The organism is Pseudomonas sp. R4-34-07 (assembly GCF_003852375.1).
GTDB lineage: Bacteria > Pseudomonadota > Gammaproteobacteria > Pseudomonadales > Pseudomonadaceae > Aquipseudomonas.
Genome location: NZ_CP027760.1, coordinates 807809 through 822487 on the forward strand (window position 1 = coordinate 807809; position 14679 = coordinate 822487).

Consider the following 14679-nt stretch of genomic DNA (forward strand, 5'->3'; position numbering starts at 1 on the left):
TTGCTTCTGTGCTGCTGTATCTTGAATACCTGCCAAGCTTGGTGATTGCCATGGCGCGCATTTATCCCTGTGCCTTTCTGGTCGCTGCATTCTGTTTTCAACATATACGTGGCATGCCCCGGCACACGATCGTGATGGTCATGGCATTGATCCCCGCGCCGGGTATCCATGCAGCGTTGGAGGGGCTGGATTACTCGGGCCTCATGCTCGTCGCCTTGGCGCTCAAGGAGTTGGCCCTCGGGGTAGTACTGGGCGTGTTGCTGTCGATGCCGTTCTGGATGTTCGAGTCGGTGGGCGCGCTGCTGGATAACCAGCGAGGCGCGTTGGCCGGGGGCCAGCTCAACCCGTCGCTGGGCCCGGACGCAACGCCCATCGGGCATATGCTCAAGCAGTTGGCGATTTTTCTGTTGATGGTCACCCTGGGGCTTGGCGCACTGACCCAGGTGATCTGGGACAGCTACCTGATCTGGCCGCCGACGGTGTGGTTCCCGCTGCCGGGGCCCAATGGGTTCAGCGTATTCATCGCGCTGCTCGGGGATACGTTCACCCATATGATGCTCTACGCGGCGCCCTTTATCGCCGTGCTGCTGTTGCTGGAGTTCGGCATCGCACTGCTGGGTGTTTACAGTCAGCAGTTGCAGGTGAGCACACTGGCTCCGCCACTCAAGAGCCTCGCGGGTATCGGTATCCTCTTGCTGTATTTTGCGTTATTGCAGGATCTGATCGTCGGGCGTATGAGTTTGCTGGGTGACCTCAAGCATTCCCTTGGGCTGCTGTTCAAGGTGGCGATGCCATGAGCGACTCGGGAGAGAAAAAACACCCCGCCTCCGCTAAAAAGCTGCGTGACCAGCGTAAGAAAGGCCAAGTCTCCCAGAGCCAGGATGTAGGCAAGTTGCTGGCGCTGACCGCCATCAGCGAAATCGCGCTGTATACCGCCCAAAGCAGTTTGCAACGTTTCGAACAATTGATGGTGCTACCGATTTCACGCATGAATCAGCCCTTCGTGCGAGCGCTGGAAGAAGTGCTGTTCGATGGGGTGGTGGTGTTTCTATCGTTCGCCTTATTGATGGTTGGGGTGGCGATTGCCACGAAGCTGATCAGCAGTTGGTTGCAAGTCGGGTTTCTGTTCGCCCCGGAAGCACTCAAGCTCGATTTCAATCGGGTCAATCCCATGAGCCAACTCAAGCAAATGTTCTCCGCCCAGTCGGTGATGAACCTGCTGATGAGCGTGGCCAAAGCGTTTCTCCTGGGCCTGATTGTGTATCTGGTGGTCTGGCCCTCTTTGGGCACGCTGATTAATCTGGCCAACAGCGATCTGCAAAGCTACCTGCTGGCGCTGATTGCGCTGTTCCGCTATCTGCTCCATGCCTGTCTCGGATTGCTGTTGGTGTTGGCACTGACCGACCTGACCCTGCAAAAGTACTTCTTCGCCAAGCGCATGCGCATGACCCAGGTCGAAGTGGTCAAGGAATACAAGGACATGGAGGGTGACCCGCACGTCAAGGGGCAGCGCCGCTCGTTGGCGTATCAGTTGGCGCAGGAGGAACCCAAGGTCAAGTTGCCCAAGCTGGAAGAGTCGGACATGTTGGTCGTCAACCCGACCCACTTTGCCGTCGCCCTGTATTACCGTCGCGGCAAGACGCCGTTGCCGCAGTTGGTGGCCAAGGGCACGGATGCGCAGGCGCGCAAACTGATCGATCGCGCCAAGGCGGCTGATGTTCCGGTCATTCAATGCGTATGGCTGGCCCGCACGATTTACGAGAAAAAGCTCGGCGCGCCGATTCCTCGTGAGACGTTGCAGGCCGTGGCGTTGATCTACCGTACCTTGCGTGAGCTTGACGATGAGGCCAAGCGTGAAACCCTTACATTGCCGGAGCTCGAGCAGCGCTGATCAGCGTATGACCGAAAGGTCCAGAGCGTGCAAGTTGGCCAGAGACAGCATCCGGCTGAGGATTTTTTCCAGCGCCTGGGGTTGTGCGGGCAGGGCGTGCCAGATAACCAGCGCGCCCTGGTTGTCCACATAGAGGTAACAGCCGTCAAACGCCAGCGCCTGTTGGAAACGACGCTCCAATACCTGTTCCAACTGCCCAGCTTGCAGGGCCATGCCTGCAATGTGTAAGGCTACGCCCTTGCGTGTGCCCGCATCGCACGAGCGCAATGTAATCCCCCTGCACAACTGCTGATGAGCGGGACGGCCGCTCACCAGGTCGTCAATGAGCATCTGGCGGTTCACAGGGGCGCCTGCCTCCACGCTCATCGCTCCAAGGACACGGTCTGATAGTCCGAACGCTCCCCGGCCGGGCCAGGTTCGACGCGCATCTGCGGGGGCCACCAGACCACCATCTTGTCTTTGCTCGATTGCGGACGTGAGCAGGAGTCGCCTTTGCAGGTCGATGTGCAACCGGTAACAAGCAGTACGGCAGCCATAAGCGCGGCATGCATCAGTTTGTGGTTCATGGTGTAGGTGTCCGGGTTGGGAGTGGGGTGATCAGGGAAGGGCGTGGCACACTCAGATGTTCATCCTTGATGACCGGACGCATGGCGATAAACACTTCAGCTTCTTCACCAGGCTTGAGCCAGGCACGCGGCCAGACGGTGACTGCCAGCGTTTGCGAATTGCTGCATTCCTTCTCATCGATGCGCACATTGCGCTTGAACTGATTGCGCAGCACCACCACCGCCACGTTGTAGTGCGGGCCTGCATACCATTGGCTGCGCTCAGTATTCAGCGCCAGCAAGTCGCGGGTGCTGCACAACGTGTTCAGCCCCAGCGGCATAGGTTCGGCCTTGAACGCCTTGGGCACTTCGCCGCTGACCAGATGCGCCAGGGTGCTGGTGATATCGCTGCGGTTAATCACCGGCTGATGGGGGGCGTAGCGCCGCGCCAATGGCTTGAGCGCAGCTTGCAGTTCGACCTGATCGTCCTGAGGCAAATAGCGCGAAGGGTCAGACTGATCGCCGATCACTCGCGGGGTCAGGATGAACAGCCGCTCACGCCGGTTATTCTGCCGTTCGGTCGAGGAGAACAGCGCCTTGCCCAGTAACGGTATGTTCCCCAGCACGGGGACCTTGTTTTGTTTATCGGTGCTTTCGGTGACGTGGAACCCGCCCACCACCAACGAGCGCTTTTCTGCCATCACGGCTTGGGTGCTGACCTTGCCTCGGCGTACATCCGGGCCAATACGTTCGGGGTTGGACTCGTCAAAGTTACCGTCTTCGATGTCTATCGCCAGATGGATCTGATGACCGCCCCGGCTGGTGATCACTCGGGGAACCACCTGGAAGCTGGTGCCCACGGTGATGGGCAGGATCGTCGCGTTTCTGGTGCCGGCAGTCAGGTATTGAGTACGGTTGAAGTCAATGATCGCCGGTTGGTTTTCCAGGGTCAGCACCGAGGGATTGGAGACCATGGTTGCCAGCCCGCGGGACTCCAGCGCGCGGATATCGGCGTAAAAGCGATCAAGACGTCCGATCGATAATTGTGATGCGGTACCGGGCGCCATGTTGACGCCGCCACGGAAGCGACTGTTCTGAAAGCCCCACTTGATACCGAATTCATTTAATTGCGTGCGCTCGATGTCGAGGATGATTGCATCGATTTCCACCAGCTTGCGCGCGACATCCAGTTGGCTGATCAACTCGCGATACATCGCTTGTCGCTCCGGCAAGTCATAAATCAGGATGGCGTTGTTACGCACATCCGCCTCGACGCGGATCCGGCTGGTGCCCACTGGCGCCCGAGGCGTAATCGACATGCCGGCATCCGGGGCAGGTGCACTGAGCATTTGCCCCAGCAGCGGGTTGCCCAAGCGCGCAAAGCTGGGCGTGACCGGTGCGGGCTGGGACTGGGACGGAGAACGTTGGGCCAGCCCGGAAAGCGTCGTGCCGGAGCGCGGCTCCAATAGCCCGCGCAGCATGCTGGCAACGCCAGGGATAACGATTTTTTCGCTGCGATACTCTATCTGGCGGTCTGCGGCATTGGCGAATTTCAGCGGGAACGTCAGCACGCTCTGTTTTTCATCCGCAGAGCGACGCTGGCTGCTGAATTGCTTGATCTGTTCGATGTAGCTTTTGGGGCCGGATACCAGAACGATGCCGTCTTCCGGCAACTCGCCCCAGCCGAAGCGACTGTCGAGCAGACCGATATCAGTTAGCGCCTGCTTGAGGTCGGAAACCGTCTCGGAAGAGACTTCCAGGCGCGCGGACTCTTGTTGGTCCAGTGTGCTGATAAACAGTGTGTTGTTGTACATGTACCACTGGAAGCGGTGTTCGACGCCCAGTCTGTCCAGCAGCGACTGCGGTGTGTTCGCTCGGATCTTGCCATTGACGTCGCCCTCCAGCAGGCCCTCGATTTGCAGTTGCGTGCCGAAGGTCTGGGCGAAGTCCTCGAGCACTTCGCGTAGAGGCTTGTGTTCGGCCTCATAGGCGTAGGCGGTGTTTTTCCACTCGGGAGGGATGGCAGCAAAGGCGCTGAGCACCGGAGCGAGCAAACCGGCGAGCGCGATCAGGCACCTGAAGTGGGCACGTCTGAACGAAGTCTCAGGCGGGTTAACGCGCGAGCTGTTGCGCTTGAAGAGGTTCTTATACATAGCTGTTTCCCTGATTAGTGCGACAACGAACGTAGCGAGGTGGGGCTGAGCGGATGGGTCGGCTTGTTCAGGCGTGCAAAGGTTGCCCGCCAGGTATCGCGTTGGTTGAGCAGGGACTCTATACAGCGTTGCAGAGGCTGTTCGCCGTGGGGCTTATGCAGGCAATGAACCAGCCAGAGTTCACCGCTGGTTGGGTGCTGAGCGAGAGCACCCTGGAAGTGGTGCAGGCTTATTGCGCCCAGTCGCATCCACGTCATCAGCACTGATTTATTCGGGAGTTGTTGGGTCAGTTGGACACTTAGCAGAAGAGTGTCCGGACGGTGACGCAAGACGATTTCGTCGTCGTTTTCGAATAACCTCAACTCTGCGCCGCCACTTCTCAAACACTCGGCAAGTAGCTCTTTCATGTTACTGGGCGCTGTCCAGAGCAGACTTCATTAGCATGAACTTTACGCGGGTCTGTTCATTGATGAGGTATTCAGACTTGCGGTGTTTTACCACAAGGTCATAAAACAAGTCCGCGTCCTGCTCTGACCCGGAGTAATTGTTTACCGCAGAGTCGACCTCACGTTTAACGTGTTTTGCGTCTCTGACAAGTCTATCTCTAAGGCTGTCGAAAAAGTTCATGTGAGGTGCCTTTCTGGGTGTGTAACCCTTTATGGCTTTTATTTCGAAATGGTTCCATGTGTTGCGTCTTATATGTTAAGAAATATGTCCCCGTCGTCCGTTGTCGAAGGGCTTTCATCGTTGCTCATGACGGCCTTGACCATAGAGATCCAGTCAATCCGGAAATCTCCCTCATCGGTATTCAATAACAGCGTTTGAGGCTCGATCGAGTTTGCTGCGCGCAGCGACCAGTGATGACTACCGCTGCTGTCTAGGCATCGCCTCACCGTCTCGAGGTCATGTGGATTACAAAGTAATGTCGCCTTGATTGCAGGGATTTGGCACGCCAGCAACTGCTTGATCAGGGCTCCGATACGTTGAGGTGGGGACGTTTGCTCAAGCAAAAGGTGAATAGCCTGGTTGGCAATTGAAGTGGCGCATCGTTCGAGGTTTTCAAAGAGGACCTGACGCTCTGCTTCCCAGCGTTTGAGTTGGGCATCGGCACGCTGCCATATTTCAAACCCTGCTTGTTCAAGCGAGCGTTCCCGTTGTTCGTGTGCTTCCCTCAGCAATTGTCTGGCACCAGCCTTTGCCTGCTCTATCACATCACTGGCCTGGGTATAACTGGCCAGGGTTTCACCGGAAATCAGGCTTCCCGGGAGAGGCGGCGTAGCGCCAGGCGAGTTGATCGTACGTCGACATAGCATCGTTAATCTCCTTGCGGCTGCGGCCATGACTCGCAAGCACTGCTGTTAAGGTTCAGCGTGCCTATACGCCACACCACGGCGTGCCAGAGGGTATCGAGCCGACTGTGCGATCCATTGAGCGCCAGTGGCATTTCTTCCAGATCAAGCACGCGTCGGCGTGCAAAGCGTAGCCTTATCCGTTGCCAGGCCGCGGGTGGGATCCAAGCGCGCAACAACTGCAACGGATCCTTATCCGGTTGCACGATATCCAGGCATAGCGCCTTGGACAGGCTGTTACACCACAGAAGATGGTGCTCATCCAATGCTGCTGCGTAGCTGGGCCGGCAGATACCGTCGATCAGCGCCAGCCCCAGCTCAAGTTGCTCGCATGAGGCAATTGCCAATTGGAGTAAGGCGGGGTCAGGCATTGTCGGCAGGCAGGGAGTTATACCGTAATGTGTACCCGTTGCGACTAGCCCGCGGCGATGAACGTCTACAAGCGCCGCATGGGTATGCGTGCTTTTCCAGTCTGCGTGCGCATATAACCAGGGGGCTGCCCACCATCGGGCCCATGCGAGGTTACTCATTGTTTGAATGCGCGGGCATGTCAGGGGACCGCGCGTGCGTTTGAGCGTGCAAGACAGGTTCGGGCGTGGCTCGCTGTTTTCGCTTCTGCCAGAACAGGGTGGCCGACACCATAAGCGCCAGGACCAATAGCGAGACCGTCACGCTGGCTCGCCAAAAACCAAGGTCGTCGCCTGGGACCAGAAACGGCCCGAAGTAAACCAGGCTTTGTTGTTCCGTATAAGCTGTCGCTGGCACGAATACCACGGTCAGTTTCTGCGGATTATCGAGCGCCGTGGCCATGCCGGGTATGCTACTGGCAACCAGCCTGCGCACACGGGCCCTGATATTGTCGGGGTCAAGCCGCGGATCATGTTTGATAAACACCGACGCGGAGGCCGGTTGGACAGGCTCGCCCGGCGCCACTCGCTCAGGCAGTACCACATGGACCCTGGCCACGATGACCCCATCAATGTTCGATAAGGTGGTTTCCAACTCCTGGGACAGGGCGTAGATGTAGCGTGCTCGTTCTTCCAGTGGCGTCGAGATGACGCCTTCCTTACGAAAAGTGTCGCCCAACGTAGCGCGTGCTGCCCGAGGTAGTCCAACGGCCTCCAGCGTTCGTACGGCCCTTGCAATATCGATGGCATTGACTACTACGACAACGCCGTCTTTTGCGGGAACCTTGCTCGCACGAATATGTTTGTCCGCCAGTTCTGCTACAACTTCGTTGGCCTCTTGTTCCGTTAATTGCCGGTGGAGTTCGACACGTTCACTGCAGCCACTTAGCATGAGTGTGAAAGACAGGGTTAATGCAGTAAACAACGTGCGCGTCATGTTGACCTACTGGAGGTTGCTGATTTTATCAATGCACTGCGCGGTTTTACCAACACACTTCGTCAACATTAGCTGAAGCAATAATGCGTCGGAGAGTTGGCCTGGGTATTTTCGGGCCTCGTCAAGTTTGTCTGTGCTGCCGAGTGCACGCAAACTTTTGGACATACGTTCAGTTACGCCGGTTAGCTTGCCTGCGGTGTCGGTCAACAGGTTTTTTGGCGTTGGCTGATCAACTGTCGGGCTCGTATAGGCAGATGGCGTCATGGCCGAATTGAAAAAGTTCACATCTGTGCTTGAGGCGAACACTTCTTCTGTTCTGTAGGCGCCCGGCAGTCTGGCGTCAGCAGGCTTTATAACTTCTATCATCATGCAGCCCCGTGGGTGAGTAGTTGCCAATGCGGTGTTGATAGTCGGTAATGGAGTCTGCACTTAAATGGCCCTCCCGGCAGAGGCTGCCGGAAAGGCCAGATACGTTCAGGCGGTTACAAACGCAGGGCGTCGACAGCCGATTTGATACCACTGGTATTGGCGTTCTCTGCCGCTTTGAACGCGTTTTTTACACCGTCTGCGCGTTTCTTGCGTTCAGAGGCTTCCAAGCCAGCGTCGGCATCCTGCGCAGACATACCGCCACTGCCAGCGCCAAAACCGCCCGCATAAGGTGAATAGGAAGATCCACTAGGAATAGTCATATCATTTTCTCCGTAGATAACGTTATTTTTACTGGGGTCAGCAATACGCTAAAAAATTTTTGTATAACCGTAGTGCCTTTCCATCATTTAAGTGGTTCAAGAGATTTTTGCGTTCCATGGGGTTCCGAGCGGAATGTTTCAAAAAATGTAAGTTGATAGCGGTATAGGTCGTGGCGATTCTCAGCTCAGCGAAACGCCCAGATGCTTCATCCGGTGGTAGAGCGTTCTTTTGGCTACTCCTAGTTCTATCGCCACACTGTCGACACAGCGGTCGTTTTGACGAAGAGACTCCTCAATCAGCGATTTCTCCATCTGATGCAAGCGGGCCTTCAGGCTCATTTCCCGTTCCTGGCGCGTTATCACCGTTGCTGAGAGCGGTGGCAGGCCCAGTACAAAACGCTTCGCCGTAGAACGTAACTCGCGCACATTGCCCTTCCAGGAATGACACAGCAACTGTTGTAACAACCACTTGCCGGGACGGGGCGGAGCGGGGAGTTTGAAGTGCTCAGCCTCATGCTCAATCATGTCGAGGAACATCGGTATAATCCGCTCTCGCCGCTCCCGTAAAGCCGGAAGATGAATGCTGACAACATTCAAGCGAAAGTACAGGTCTCGCCGGAAGGTACCTTGCTCGACCATGTCGTGCAGCGCGTGCTGAGCAGAGGCGATCACTCGCATGTCCACTGGTATGAATCGGGTCGAGCCCAAACGCTCAACCCCGCGAGACTCCAATACCCGTAGCAGCTTGGCTTGCAACGTCAGTGGCATGCTGTCGATTTCATCGAGGTATAAGGTGCCCAAGTGTGCCGCTTCAACGAATCCGGCTCGAGATTGCATGGCGCCCGTGTAGGCGCCGCTGTTGACGCCGAACAACTGGCTTTCGGCAAGGCTTTCCGGGATGGCCGCACAGTTGACCGCAACGAAGTTTCCTTTGCGGCGTGACAGGTGGTGAATACGTTGTGCCAGTGTATCTTTACCGGTACCTGTTTCTCCCATCAGCAGAATATCTATATCGAGAGCGGCTGTGCTGTTAACAGTCGTTTCGATGTTCGGGCAATCAGAAAAAGTTATATCTGTTATAGGTTTATTCTGACTGAGCGTCGACATAAATGCTTTGGTCCATTGCGGTAGCCACTCGATAAGGGCTGTCTCCATTAGCGTTAGTTAAACAGGATTTTTTTGGCTTGTCATGATCCTGTTAAAGCAGCAGGCAAAATGAAAAGTATGAATGCTCAAGCGATAAAGGATTTCAAGTGAAGATTAGAAGTGTCAGGCAAGTTGGGTGTAAGAGAAATCCTGAATTAATAGCGATTAATTTTAAATGGCGAGTTTTTTAACGAGGGATAACGGTTAATGTGCGGCGAGCGTTTGAAGTTAAAAACGTATCAGCAGATGTCATGCTTGCAAAGTTTGTTTCTTCATAGGAAGTATTTTATTTGCGCGGCGCTCTAACGCCCACAAAAAAGCCGATGCAATGCATCGGCTCATTTTTGCGGCGTCAAAAACCGCAGGCAATTCTTACACGTTGAAACGGAAGTGCATCACATCACCATCCTTGACGATGTATTCCTTACCTTCAAGACGCCATTTACCGGCTTCCTTTGCACCCGCTTCGCCCTTGTACTGGATGAAGTCGTTGTAGGCGATCACTTCAGCGCGGATAAAGCCTTTTTCGAAGTCGGTGTGGATCACGCCGGCGGCCTGTGGCGCGGTGGCGCCAACCTTGACGGTCCAGGCGCGGACTTCTTCGACACCGGCGGTGAAGTAGGTCTGCAGGTGCAGCATTTCGTAGCCGGCGCGGATCACGCGGTTCAGGCCAGGCTCTTCCAGGCCCAGGGCCTCGAGGAACATGTCTTTTTCTTCGCCGTCATCCAGCTCTGCGATTTCCGCTTCGATCTTGTTGCACACGGGGACCACGATCGCGCCTTCTTCGTCGGCGATGGCCTTGACCACGTCCAGCAGCGGGTTGTTCTCAAAGCCGTCTTCAGCGACGTTGGCGATGTACATCACAGGCTTGGTGGTGAGCAGGTGGAAACCCTTGATCACGGCTTTTTCGTCGGTGCTCATGTTCTTCATGAGGCTACGCGCCGGCTTGCCTTCGGTGAAGTGAGCGATCAACTGCTCCAGCAGGCCTTTCTGGACTACTGCGTCCTTGTCACCGCCCTTGGCGTTGCGCGCGACTTTCTGCAGTTGTTTCTCGCAGCTGTCGAGGTCGGCGAAGATCAGTTCCAGGTCGATGATCTCGATGTCACGCTTAGGGTCAACGCTGTTGGAGACGTGAATCACGTTCTCGTCTTCAAAGCAGCGGACCACGTGGGCGATGGCATCGGTCTCACGGATGTTGGCCAGGAACTTGTTGCCCAGGCCTTCACCTTTCGAGGCGCCCGCTACCAGGCCGGCGATGTCGACGAATTCCATGGTAGTCGGCAGGATGCGCTTGGGATTGACGATGGCCGCCAGTGCAGCCAGGCGTGGGTCGGGCATGGCCACGATGCCGCTGTTGGGCTCGATGGTACAGAAGGGGAAGTTCTCCGCTGCAATACCGGACTTGGTCAGGGCGTTGAACAGGGTGGATTTGCCGACGTTGGGCAGGCCGACGATGCCGCAATTGAATCCCATGGTGTTTCCCCTCGGTAAAAGTCAGGCCTTCTGGCTGTGCAGGTTTTTCATCGCACGGTTCCATTCACCGGCGAAGATATCCGGCAGCACGCCGAGGGCAAAGTCGATGCTGGCATCGAGTTTTTCCTGTTCGGCGCGTGGCGCACGACCCAGGACGAAATTTGAAACCATACTGGCAACGCCTGGGTGGCCAATGCCGAGCCGCAGACGGTAGAAATTATTCTGATTACCCAACTGCGCGATGATGTCGCGCAAGCCATTGTGCCCGCCATGCCCGCCGCCCAGCTTGAGCTTGGCAACGCCGGGTGGCAGGTCCAGTTCGTCATGGGCCACCAGGATTTCCTCGGGTTTGATCCGGAAGAACCCCGCAAGCGCCGCGACAGCCTGGCCGCTGCGGTTCATGTAGGTGGTGGGAATCAGCAGACGAACATCCTGACCCTGGTGCGAGAAGCGCCCGGTCAGGCCAAAATATTTGCGATCGGCCACAAGATTGATGCCTTGGGCGTGGGCGATGCGCTCAACAAAAAGGGCCCCCGCGTTATGCCGGGTCTGTTCGTATTCGGCGCCTGGATTTCCCAGGCCAACGATCAGTTTAATGGCGGTCACGACAGGGGCCCTTCCTTTGGAGTTGTGGATAACATCGCCGCAACCAACGTGCGGCGAAAGTGGACGACAGGAGCTCACTTATCCAGAGATAAACTTCGCGTTATCGCCCGCTTTCTCGCTACGTTTCGGTCCGCGATGTTTCCTCAAGCCCCGACGCTGCACAGAGCATTACTCGGCAGCGGTTTCGCCTGCTTCATCTTCTGCTACAACACGTGGCGCGTGGACGTTGGCAACAGCCTTGTCGTCGTTGTGAGCCAGTGCAACGAACTCAACGCCTTTAGGGGCCTTGAGGTCGGACAGGTGAATGATGGTGCCGATTTCAGCAGCCGACAGGTCGACTTCGATGAACTCAGGCAGGTCTTTCGGCAGGCAGCTTACTTCCAGCTCGGTAGTAGTGTGGGAAACAACGCCACCTTTCTTGACCGGAGCTTCTTCACCAACAAAGTGCACTGGAACGATGGCGGTCAGTTTCTGGCCGGCAATAACGCGTACAAAGTCAGCATGCAGCACGTGGCCTTTGGCCGGGTGACGTTGCAGGGCTTTGATGATCACGTTCTGCTTGGTGCCGCCAACGTTCAGTTCGATAACGTGGCTGTAGGCAGCATCGTTTTCGAGCAGTTTGGCAACTTCTTTAGCCAGCATGCTGATGGATTCAGGGGCTTTGTCGCCACCGTAAACTACAGCTGGAACCAGGCTTGCGAGACGACGCAGGCGGCGGCTCGCACCTTTCCCCAGGTCGGAACGCACTTCAGCATTCAGAGTAAAATCGTTCATGTTGTATCTCCAAAATAACCACATTCGCCCCAGCGTTTGCGACCAGCGCTAAAGGCGATATGGGCAAAAAAGCCCCGCCCCAGCGGAATGCTGGGGCGGGGCGCTTTTCGTCAGTGAAATGGTCCGCAGGTTTGACCCTTAGCGGAACATCGCGCTGATCGATTCTTCGTTGCTGATGCGGCGAACCGCTTCGGCAACTACCGGTGCGATATCCAGTTGACGGATACGCGAACAGGCTTGAGCTGCAGCGGACAACGGGATGGTGTTGGTCACCACCAGTTCGTCCAGCATGGAGTTCTCGATGTTCTCGATCGCTCGGCCCGACAGCACAGGGTGTGTGCAGTAGGCGAAGACTTTTGCGGCACCGTGCTCTTTCAAGGCTTTCGCCGCGTGGCACAGGGTGCCGGCGGTGTCGACCATGTCATCAACCAGAATACAGGTACGCCCTTCGACATCACCGATGATATGCATCACTTCAGAGTGATTGGCTTTCTCGCGGCGTTTGTCGATGATACCGAGGTCCACGCCCAGGGATTTGGCGACAGCTCGTGCACGCACGACGCCACCAATGTCCGGGGACACGATCATCAGGTTTTCAAAGCGTTGGTCTTCGATGTCATCCACCAGGACGGGGGAGCCGTAGATGTTATCTACAGGAATATCGAAGAACCCCTGGATTTGGTCAGCGTGCAGGTCAACCGTGAGAACACGGTCGATACCTACCACGGTCAGCATGTCAGCAACGACTTTCGCGCTGATGGCCACACGTGCGGAGCGCGGACGGCGATCCTGACGGGCATAACCAAAATAAGGGATTACAGCTGTGATTCGAGTCGCTGAGGAGCGGCGGAAGGCATCAGCCATCACGACGAGTTCCATCAGGTTATCGTTGGTCGGAGCGCAGGTCGGCTGAATAATGAAGACGTCTTTACCGCGAACGTTTTCATTGATCTCGGCAGTAATTTCGCCGTCGGAGAATTTACCGACAGAGATGTCACCGAGAGGGATATGCAGCTGACGTACGACACGTCGAGCCAGATCGGGGTTGGCATTCCCCGTAAAGACCATCATCTTGGACACGCGCAGTACCTAGAGGCTGAGGGTAACCTGGATGAGTATTAGAAAATGGCAGGGGCGGCTGGATTCGAACCAACGCATGGCAGGATCAAAACCTGCTGCCTTACCGCTTGGCGACGCCCCTGTATCTGTTGCAACGAGTGCCTAACACTCGATTCCTTTTAGAGCAGATTTTGCAGCTTGCGATGCAACATCGAAACGTTGCTTCCTTTTGCTACAAACCCTGTAAGGGTCTCTGTAAGAAGGGCCGAGACTTTATCAGCTTCAGCTTTGCTTGGGAAGCCCCCAAACACACAACTTCCAGTTCCGGTTAATTTTGCTTCGGTAAATTTACCTAACAAATTCAAAGCGTTACGTACTTCTGGATAACGCCTTGCTACAACCGGTAAGCAGTCATTTCGACTGTTTCCCTTGGGAACGGGGCGCACTTTAATGGGAGAAGAGTTACGTGTCAACAACGGATCTGAAAAAATTTCTGCTGTACTTACAGATACTTGCGGCACCAGCACGATATACCACGGCTCTTCGGGCTCCACGGGGGTCAGTTTCTCCCCCACACCCTCGGCAAATGCGGCATGCCCATGCACGAAAACCGGGACGTCGGCGCCGAGTGTGAGGCCCAGTACGGCCAGGCGATCAAGGTCCCAGCCCAGTTGCCACAAGTGGTTGAGCCCGAGCAGGGTGGTCGCGGCATTTGAACTGCCGCCACCGATACCGCCGCCCATGGGCAGGATCTTATCGATCCAGATATCGATGCCGAGTGGGCAGCCGGATTGCTGCTGAAGTTTCTTCGCGGCCTTCACGATCAGGTTGCTGTCGTGTGGCACGCCTTCGAACGCGGTGTGCAGCTTGATCACGCCATCGTCACGCACGGCGAAGGTCAGTTCATCGCCGTAGTCGAGAAATTGAAACAGCGTCTGCAACTCGTGGTAGCCGTCTTCACGACGGCCCAGGATGTGCAGCATCAGGTTGAGTTTGGCGGGAGAGGGCAGCGTGAGTTTTGCGACAGTCACGTTATTGCCCCAATTTACGCGGTTGCCAGTCCTTGATCACCAGCGTGACGTCAAGGTCGGTGCCGTGCAGTTTGATGCGCTCGGGCAGCCAGTAGCCGTTCTGCTGCACGTAGCTCAGGTACTCGACCTGCCAGCCGTCCTGCTCCAGGGAGGCCAGGCGACTGTCACCATTGAGGCTCAAGCGGCTTTTGCTGTCCGGCGCGGGCAGGCCGCGCACCCACCAGACCAGGTGTGAAACAGGCAGCTTCCAACCGATCTGCTGCTCCAGCAGTTCTTCCGGCGAGGTCGCTTCGTAGCGGCCCTGGTTGGCCACTTCAAGGCTGACTTGCCCCGGTCGACCGGTCAGGCGAGCGGCACCGCGACCCAGCGGGCCTGAAAGACGAATATCGTAGTAATCCTGGCGTTGCAGCCAGAACAAGGTGCCGCTGCCGGAATCTTTCGGTGCGCGCACCCCGACCTTGCCTTCGATCTGCCAGCCGTCAATGCTGCTGAGCTGGTCCTTGTGCTGTTGCCATTGTGCCGGGTTGCCCTGGCCTTCAACGGATTCGCGGTTGCCTACGCCCGCGCAACCGGCGAGCAGGGCGATGAAACTGAAAACGATAACGTGGCGCAAGAACAT

At 56.4% G+C, this 14679-nt stretch carries 18 protein-coding genes and 1 tRNA gene; 2 read left to right on the forward strand and 17 right to left on the reverse strand.

All coding sequences use genetic code 11. The features are described 5' to 3' along the window. The first annotated feature begins 8 nt into the window (after positions 1–8). On the forward strand, positions 9–797 hold the full coding sequence (sctT, locus tag C4J85_RS03455) for a type III secretion system export apparatus subunit SctT (RefSeq protein ID WP_124406227.1): 789 nt from the start codon (positions 9–11) through the stop codon (positions 795–797). After that, positions 794–1891, forward strand: coding sequence for a type III secretion system export apparatus subunit SctU (gene sctU / locus C4J85_RS03460; RefSeq protein ID WP_124406228.1), 1098 nt, complete (start codon positions 794–796; stop codon positions 1889–1891). Before sctT ends, sctU begins: the two co-directional genes overlap by 4 nt. Here sctU and C4J85_RS03465 read toward each other — a convergent pair whose 3' ends face one another. The 17 genes from C4J85_RS03465 to lolB form a co-directional block, all read right to left on the reverse strand. Further along, on the reverse strand, positions 1892–2221 hold the full coding sequence (locus C4J85_RS03465) for a transcriptional regulator (RefSeq protein WP_256657861.1): 330 nt from the start codon (positions 2219–2221) through the stop codon (positions 1892–1894). A 32-nt stretch (positions 2222–2253) separates the two neighbouring features. Continuing rightward, positions 2254–2457, reverse strand: coding sequence for an HrpT family type III secretion system protein (gene hrpT / locus C4J85_RS03470; RefSeq protein WP_124369505.1), 204 nt, complete (start codon positions 2455–2457; stop codon positions 2254–2256). Continuing rightward, entirely contained in the window at positions 2454–4589 is a 2136-nt protein-coding gene (gene sctC / locus C4J85_RS03475; RefSeq protein ID WP_124408999.1) for a type III secretion system outer membrane ring subunit SctC, read from the reverse strand. Before sctC ends, hrpT begins: the two co-directional genes overlap by 4 nt. 14 nt (positions 4590–4603) lie before the next feature. Then, complete coding sequence (locus tag C4J85_RS27610; RefSeq protein WP_256657862.1) at positions 4604–4846, reverse strand: hypothetical protein; 243 nt, start codon at positions 4844–4846, stop codon at positions 4604–4606. Between the two features lie 438 nt (positions 4847–5284). Continuing rightward, a complete protein-coding gene (sctL, locus tag C4J85_RS03485; RefSeq protein WP_124409001.1) occupies positions 5285–5902 on the reverse strand; it encodes a type III secretion system stator protein SctL in 618 nt (205 codons plus the stop codon). 2 nt (positions 5903–5904) lie between these two features. Further along, the gene (locus C4J85_RS03490) at positions 5905–6309 is read right to left on the reverse strand and encodes a type III secretion protein (RefSeq protein ID WP_256657451.1); all 405 of its coding nucleotides are present in this window, start codon (positions 6307–6309) and stop codon (positions 5905–5907) included. 151 nt (positions 6310–6460) lie between these two features. After that, the gene (sctJ, locus tag C4J85_RS03495) at positions 6461–7282 is read right to left on the reverse strand and encodes a type III secretion system inner membrane ring lipoprotein SctJ (protein ID WP_124369510.1); all 822 of its coding nucleotides are present in this window, start codon (positions 7280–7282) and stop codon (positions 6461–6463) included. Between the two features lie 6 nt (positions 7283–7288). Next, on the reverse strand, positions 7289–7651 hold the full coding sequence (locus C4J85_RS27615) for an EscI/YscI/HrpB family type III secretion system inner rod protein (protein WP_256657863.1): 363 nt from the start codon (positions 7649–7651) through the stop codon (positions 7289–7291). Positions 7652–7764: 113 nt separating this feature from the next. Beyond that, positions 7765–7971, reverse strand: coding sequence for a hypothetical protein (locus C4J85_RS03505; RefSeq protein ID WP_124409003.1), 207 nt, complete (start codon positions 7969–7971; stop codon positions 7765–7767). A gap of 180 nt (positions 7972–8151) precedes the next feature. Beyond that, positions 8152–9078, reverse strand: a complete 927-nt coding sequence (locus tag C4J85_RS03510) for a sigma 54-interacting transcriptional regulator (protein ID WP_124365749.1) — start codon at positions 9076–9078, stop codon at positions 8152–8154. Positions 9079–9489: 411 nt separating this feature from the next. After that, complete coding sequence (gene ychF / locus C4J85_RS03515) at positions 9490–10590, reverse strand: redox-regulated ATPase YchF (RefSeq protein ID WP_057725888.1); 1101 nt, start codon at positions 10588–10590, stop codon at positions 9490–9492. A 21-nt stretch (positions 10591–10611) separates the two neighbouring features. Further along, on the reverse strand, positions 10612–11196 hold the full coding sequence (pth, locus tag C4J85_RS03520) for an aminoacyl-tRNA hydrolase (protein WP_003188350.1): 585 nt from the start codon (positions 11194–11196) through the stop codon (positions 10612–10614). A 168-nt stretch (positions 11197–11364) separates the two neighbouring features. After that, positions 11365–11970 (reverse strand): 50S ribosomal protein L25/general stress protein Ctc, encoded by a 606-nt coding sequence (locus C4J85_RS03525; RefSeq protein WP_124361194.1) that lies wholly within the window; start codon positions 11968–11970, stop codon positions 11365–11367. 138 nt (positions 11971–12108) lie between these two features. Next, the gene (locus C4J85_RS03530; protein ID WP_003208392.1) at positions 12109–13050 is read right to left on the reverse strand and encodes a ribose-phosphate pyrophosphokinase; all 942 of its coding nucleotides are present in this window, start codon (positions 13048–13050) and stop codon (positions 12109–12111) included. A 46-nt stretch (positions 13051–13096) separates the two neighbouring features. Beyond that, positions 13097–13171: transfer RNA gene (locus C4J85_RS03535), tRNA-Gln, on the reverse strand. Positions 13172–13208: 37 nt separating this feature from the next. After that, complete coding sequence (ispE, locus tag C4J85_RS03540; protein ID WP_256657915.1) at positions 13209–14012, reverse strand: 4-(cytidine 5'-diphospho)-2-C-methyl-D-erythritol kinase; 804 nt, start codon at positions 14010–14012, stop codon at positions 13209–13211. 49 nt (positions 14013–14061) lie between these two features. Continuing rightward, the gene (gene lolB / locus C4J85_RS03545) at positions 14062–14679 is read right to left on the reverse strand and encodes a lipoprotein insertase outer membrane protein LolB (RefSeq protein ID WP_124365751.1); all 618 of its coding nucleotides are present in this window, start codon (positions 14677–14679) and stop codon (positions 14062–14064) included.

Bases quoted from the DNA above. Each gene is read 5' to 3' on its own strand.
- C4J85_RS27615 (WP_256657863.1), bottom strand. From the start codon at position 7,651: ATGATGATAGAAGTTATAAAGCCTGCTGACGCCAGACTGCCGGGCGCC.
- sctC (WP_124408999.1), bottom strand. From the start codon at position 4,589: ATGTATAAGAACCTCTTCAAGCGCAACAGCTCGCGCGTTAACCCGCCT.
- sctU (WP_124406228.1), top strand. From the start codon at position 794: ATGAGCGACTCGGGAGAGAAAAAACACCCCGCCTCCGCTAAAAAGCTG.
- C4J85_RS27610 (WP_256657862.1), bottom strand. From the start codon at position 4,846: ATGACGTGGATGCGACTGGGCGCAATAAGCCTGCACCACTTCCAGGGT.
- C4J85_RS03505 (WP_124409003.1), bottom strand. From the start codon at position 7,971: ATGACTATTCCTAGTGGATCTTCCTATTCACCTTATGCGGGCGGTTTT.
- C4J85_RS03490 (WP_256657451.1), bottom strand. From the start codon at position 6,309: ATGCCTGACCCCGCCTTACTCCAATTGGCAATTGCCTCATGCGAGCAA.
- ispE (WP_256657915.1), bottom strand. From the start codon at position 14,012: ATGCTGCACATCCTGGGCCGTCGTGAAGACGGCTACCACGAGTTGCAG.
- ychF (WP_057725888.1), bottom strand. From the start codon at position 10,590: ATGGGATTCAATTGCGGCATCGTCGGCCTGCCCAACGTCGGCAAATCC.
- C4J85_RS03465 (WP_256657861.1), bottom strand. From the start codon at position 2,221: ATGCTCATTGACGACCTGGTGAGCGGCCGTCCCGCTCATCAGCAGTTG.
- sctJ (WP_124369510.1), bottom strand. From the start codon at position 7,282: ATGACGCGCACGTTGTTTACTGCATTAACCCTGTCTTTCACACTCATG.
- hrpT (WP_124369505.1), bottom strand. From the start codon at position 2,457: ATGAACCACAAACTGATGCATGCCGCGCTTATGGCTGCCGTACTGCTT.
- C4J85_RS03510 (WP_124365749.1), bottom strand. From the start codon at position 9,078: ATGTCGACGCTCAGTCAGAATAAACCTATAACAGATATAACTTTTTCT.
- sctL (WP_124409001.1), bottom strand. From the start codon at position 5,902: ATGCTATGTCGACGTACGATCAACTCGCCTGGCGCTACGCCGCCTCTC.
- lolB (WP_124365751.1), bottom strand. From the start codon at position 14,679: ATGTTCTTGCGCCACGTTATCGTTTTCAGTTTCATCGCCCTGCTCGCC.
- C4J85_RS03525 (WP_124361194.1), bottom strand. From the start codon at position 11,970: ATGAACGATTTTACTCTGAATGCTGAAGTGCGTTCCGACCTGGGGAAA.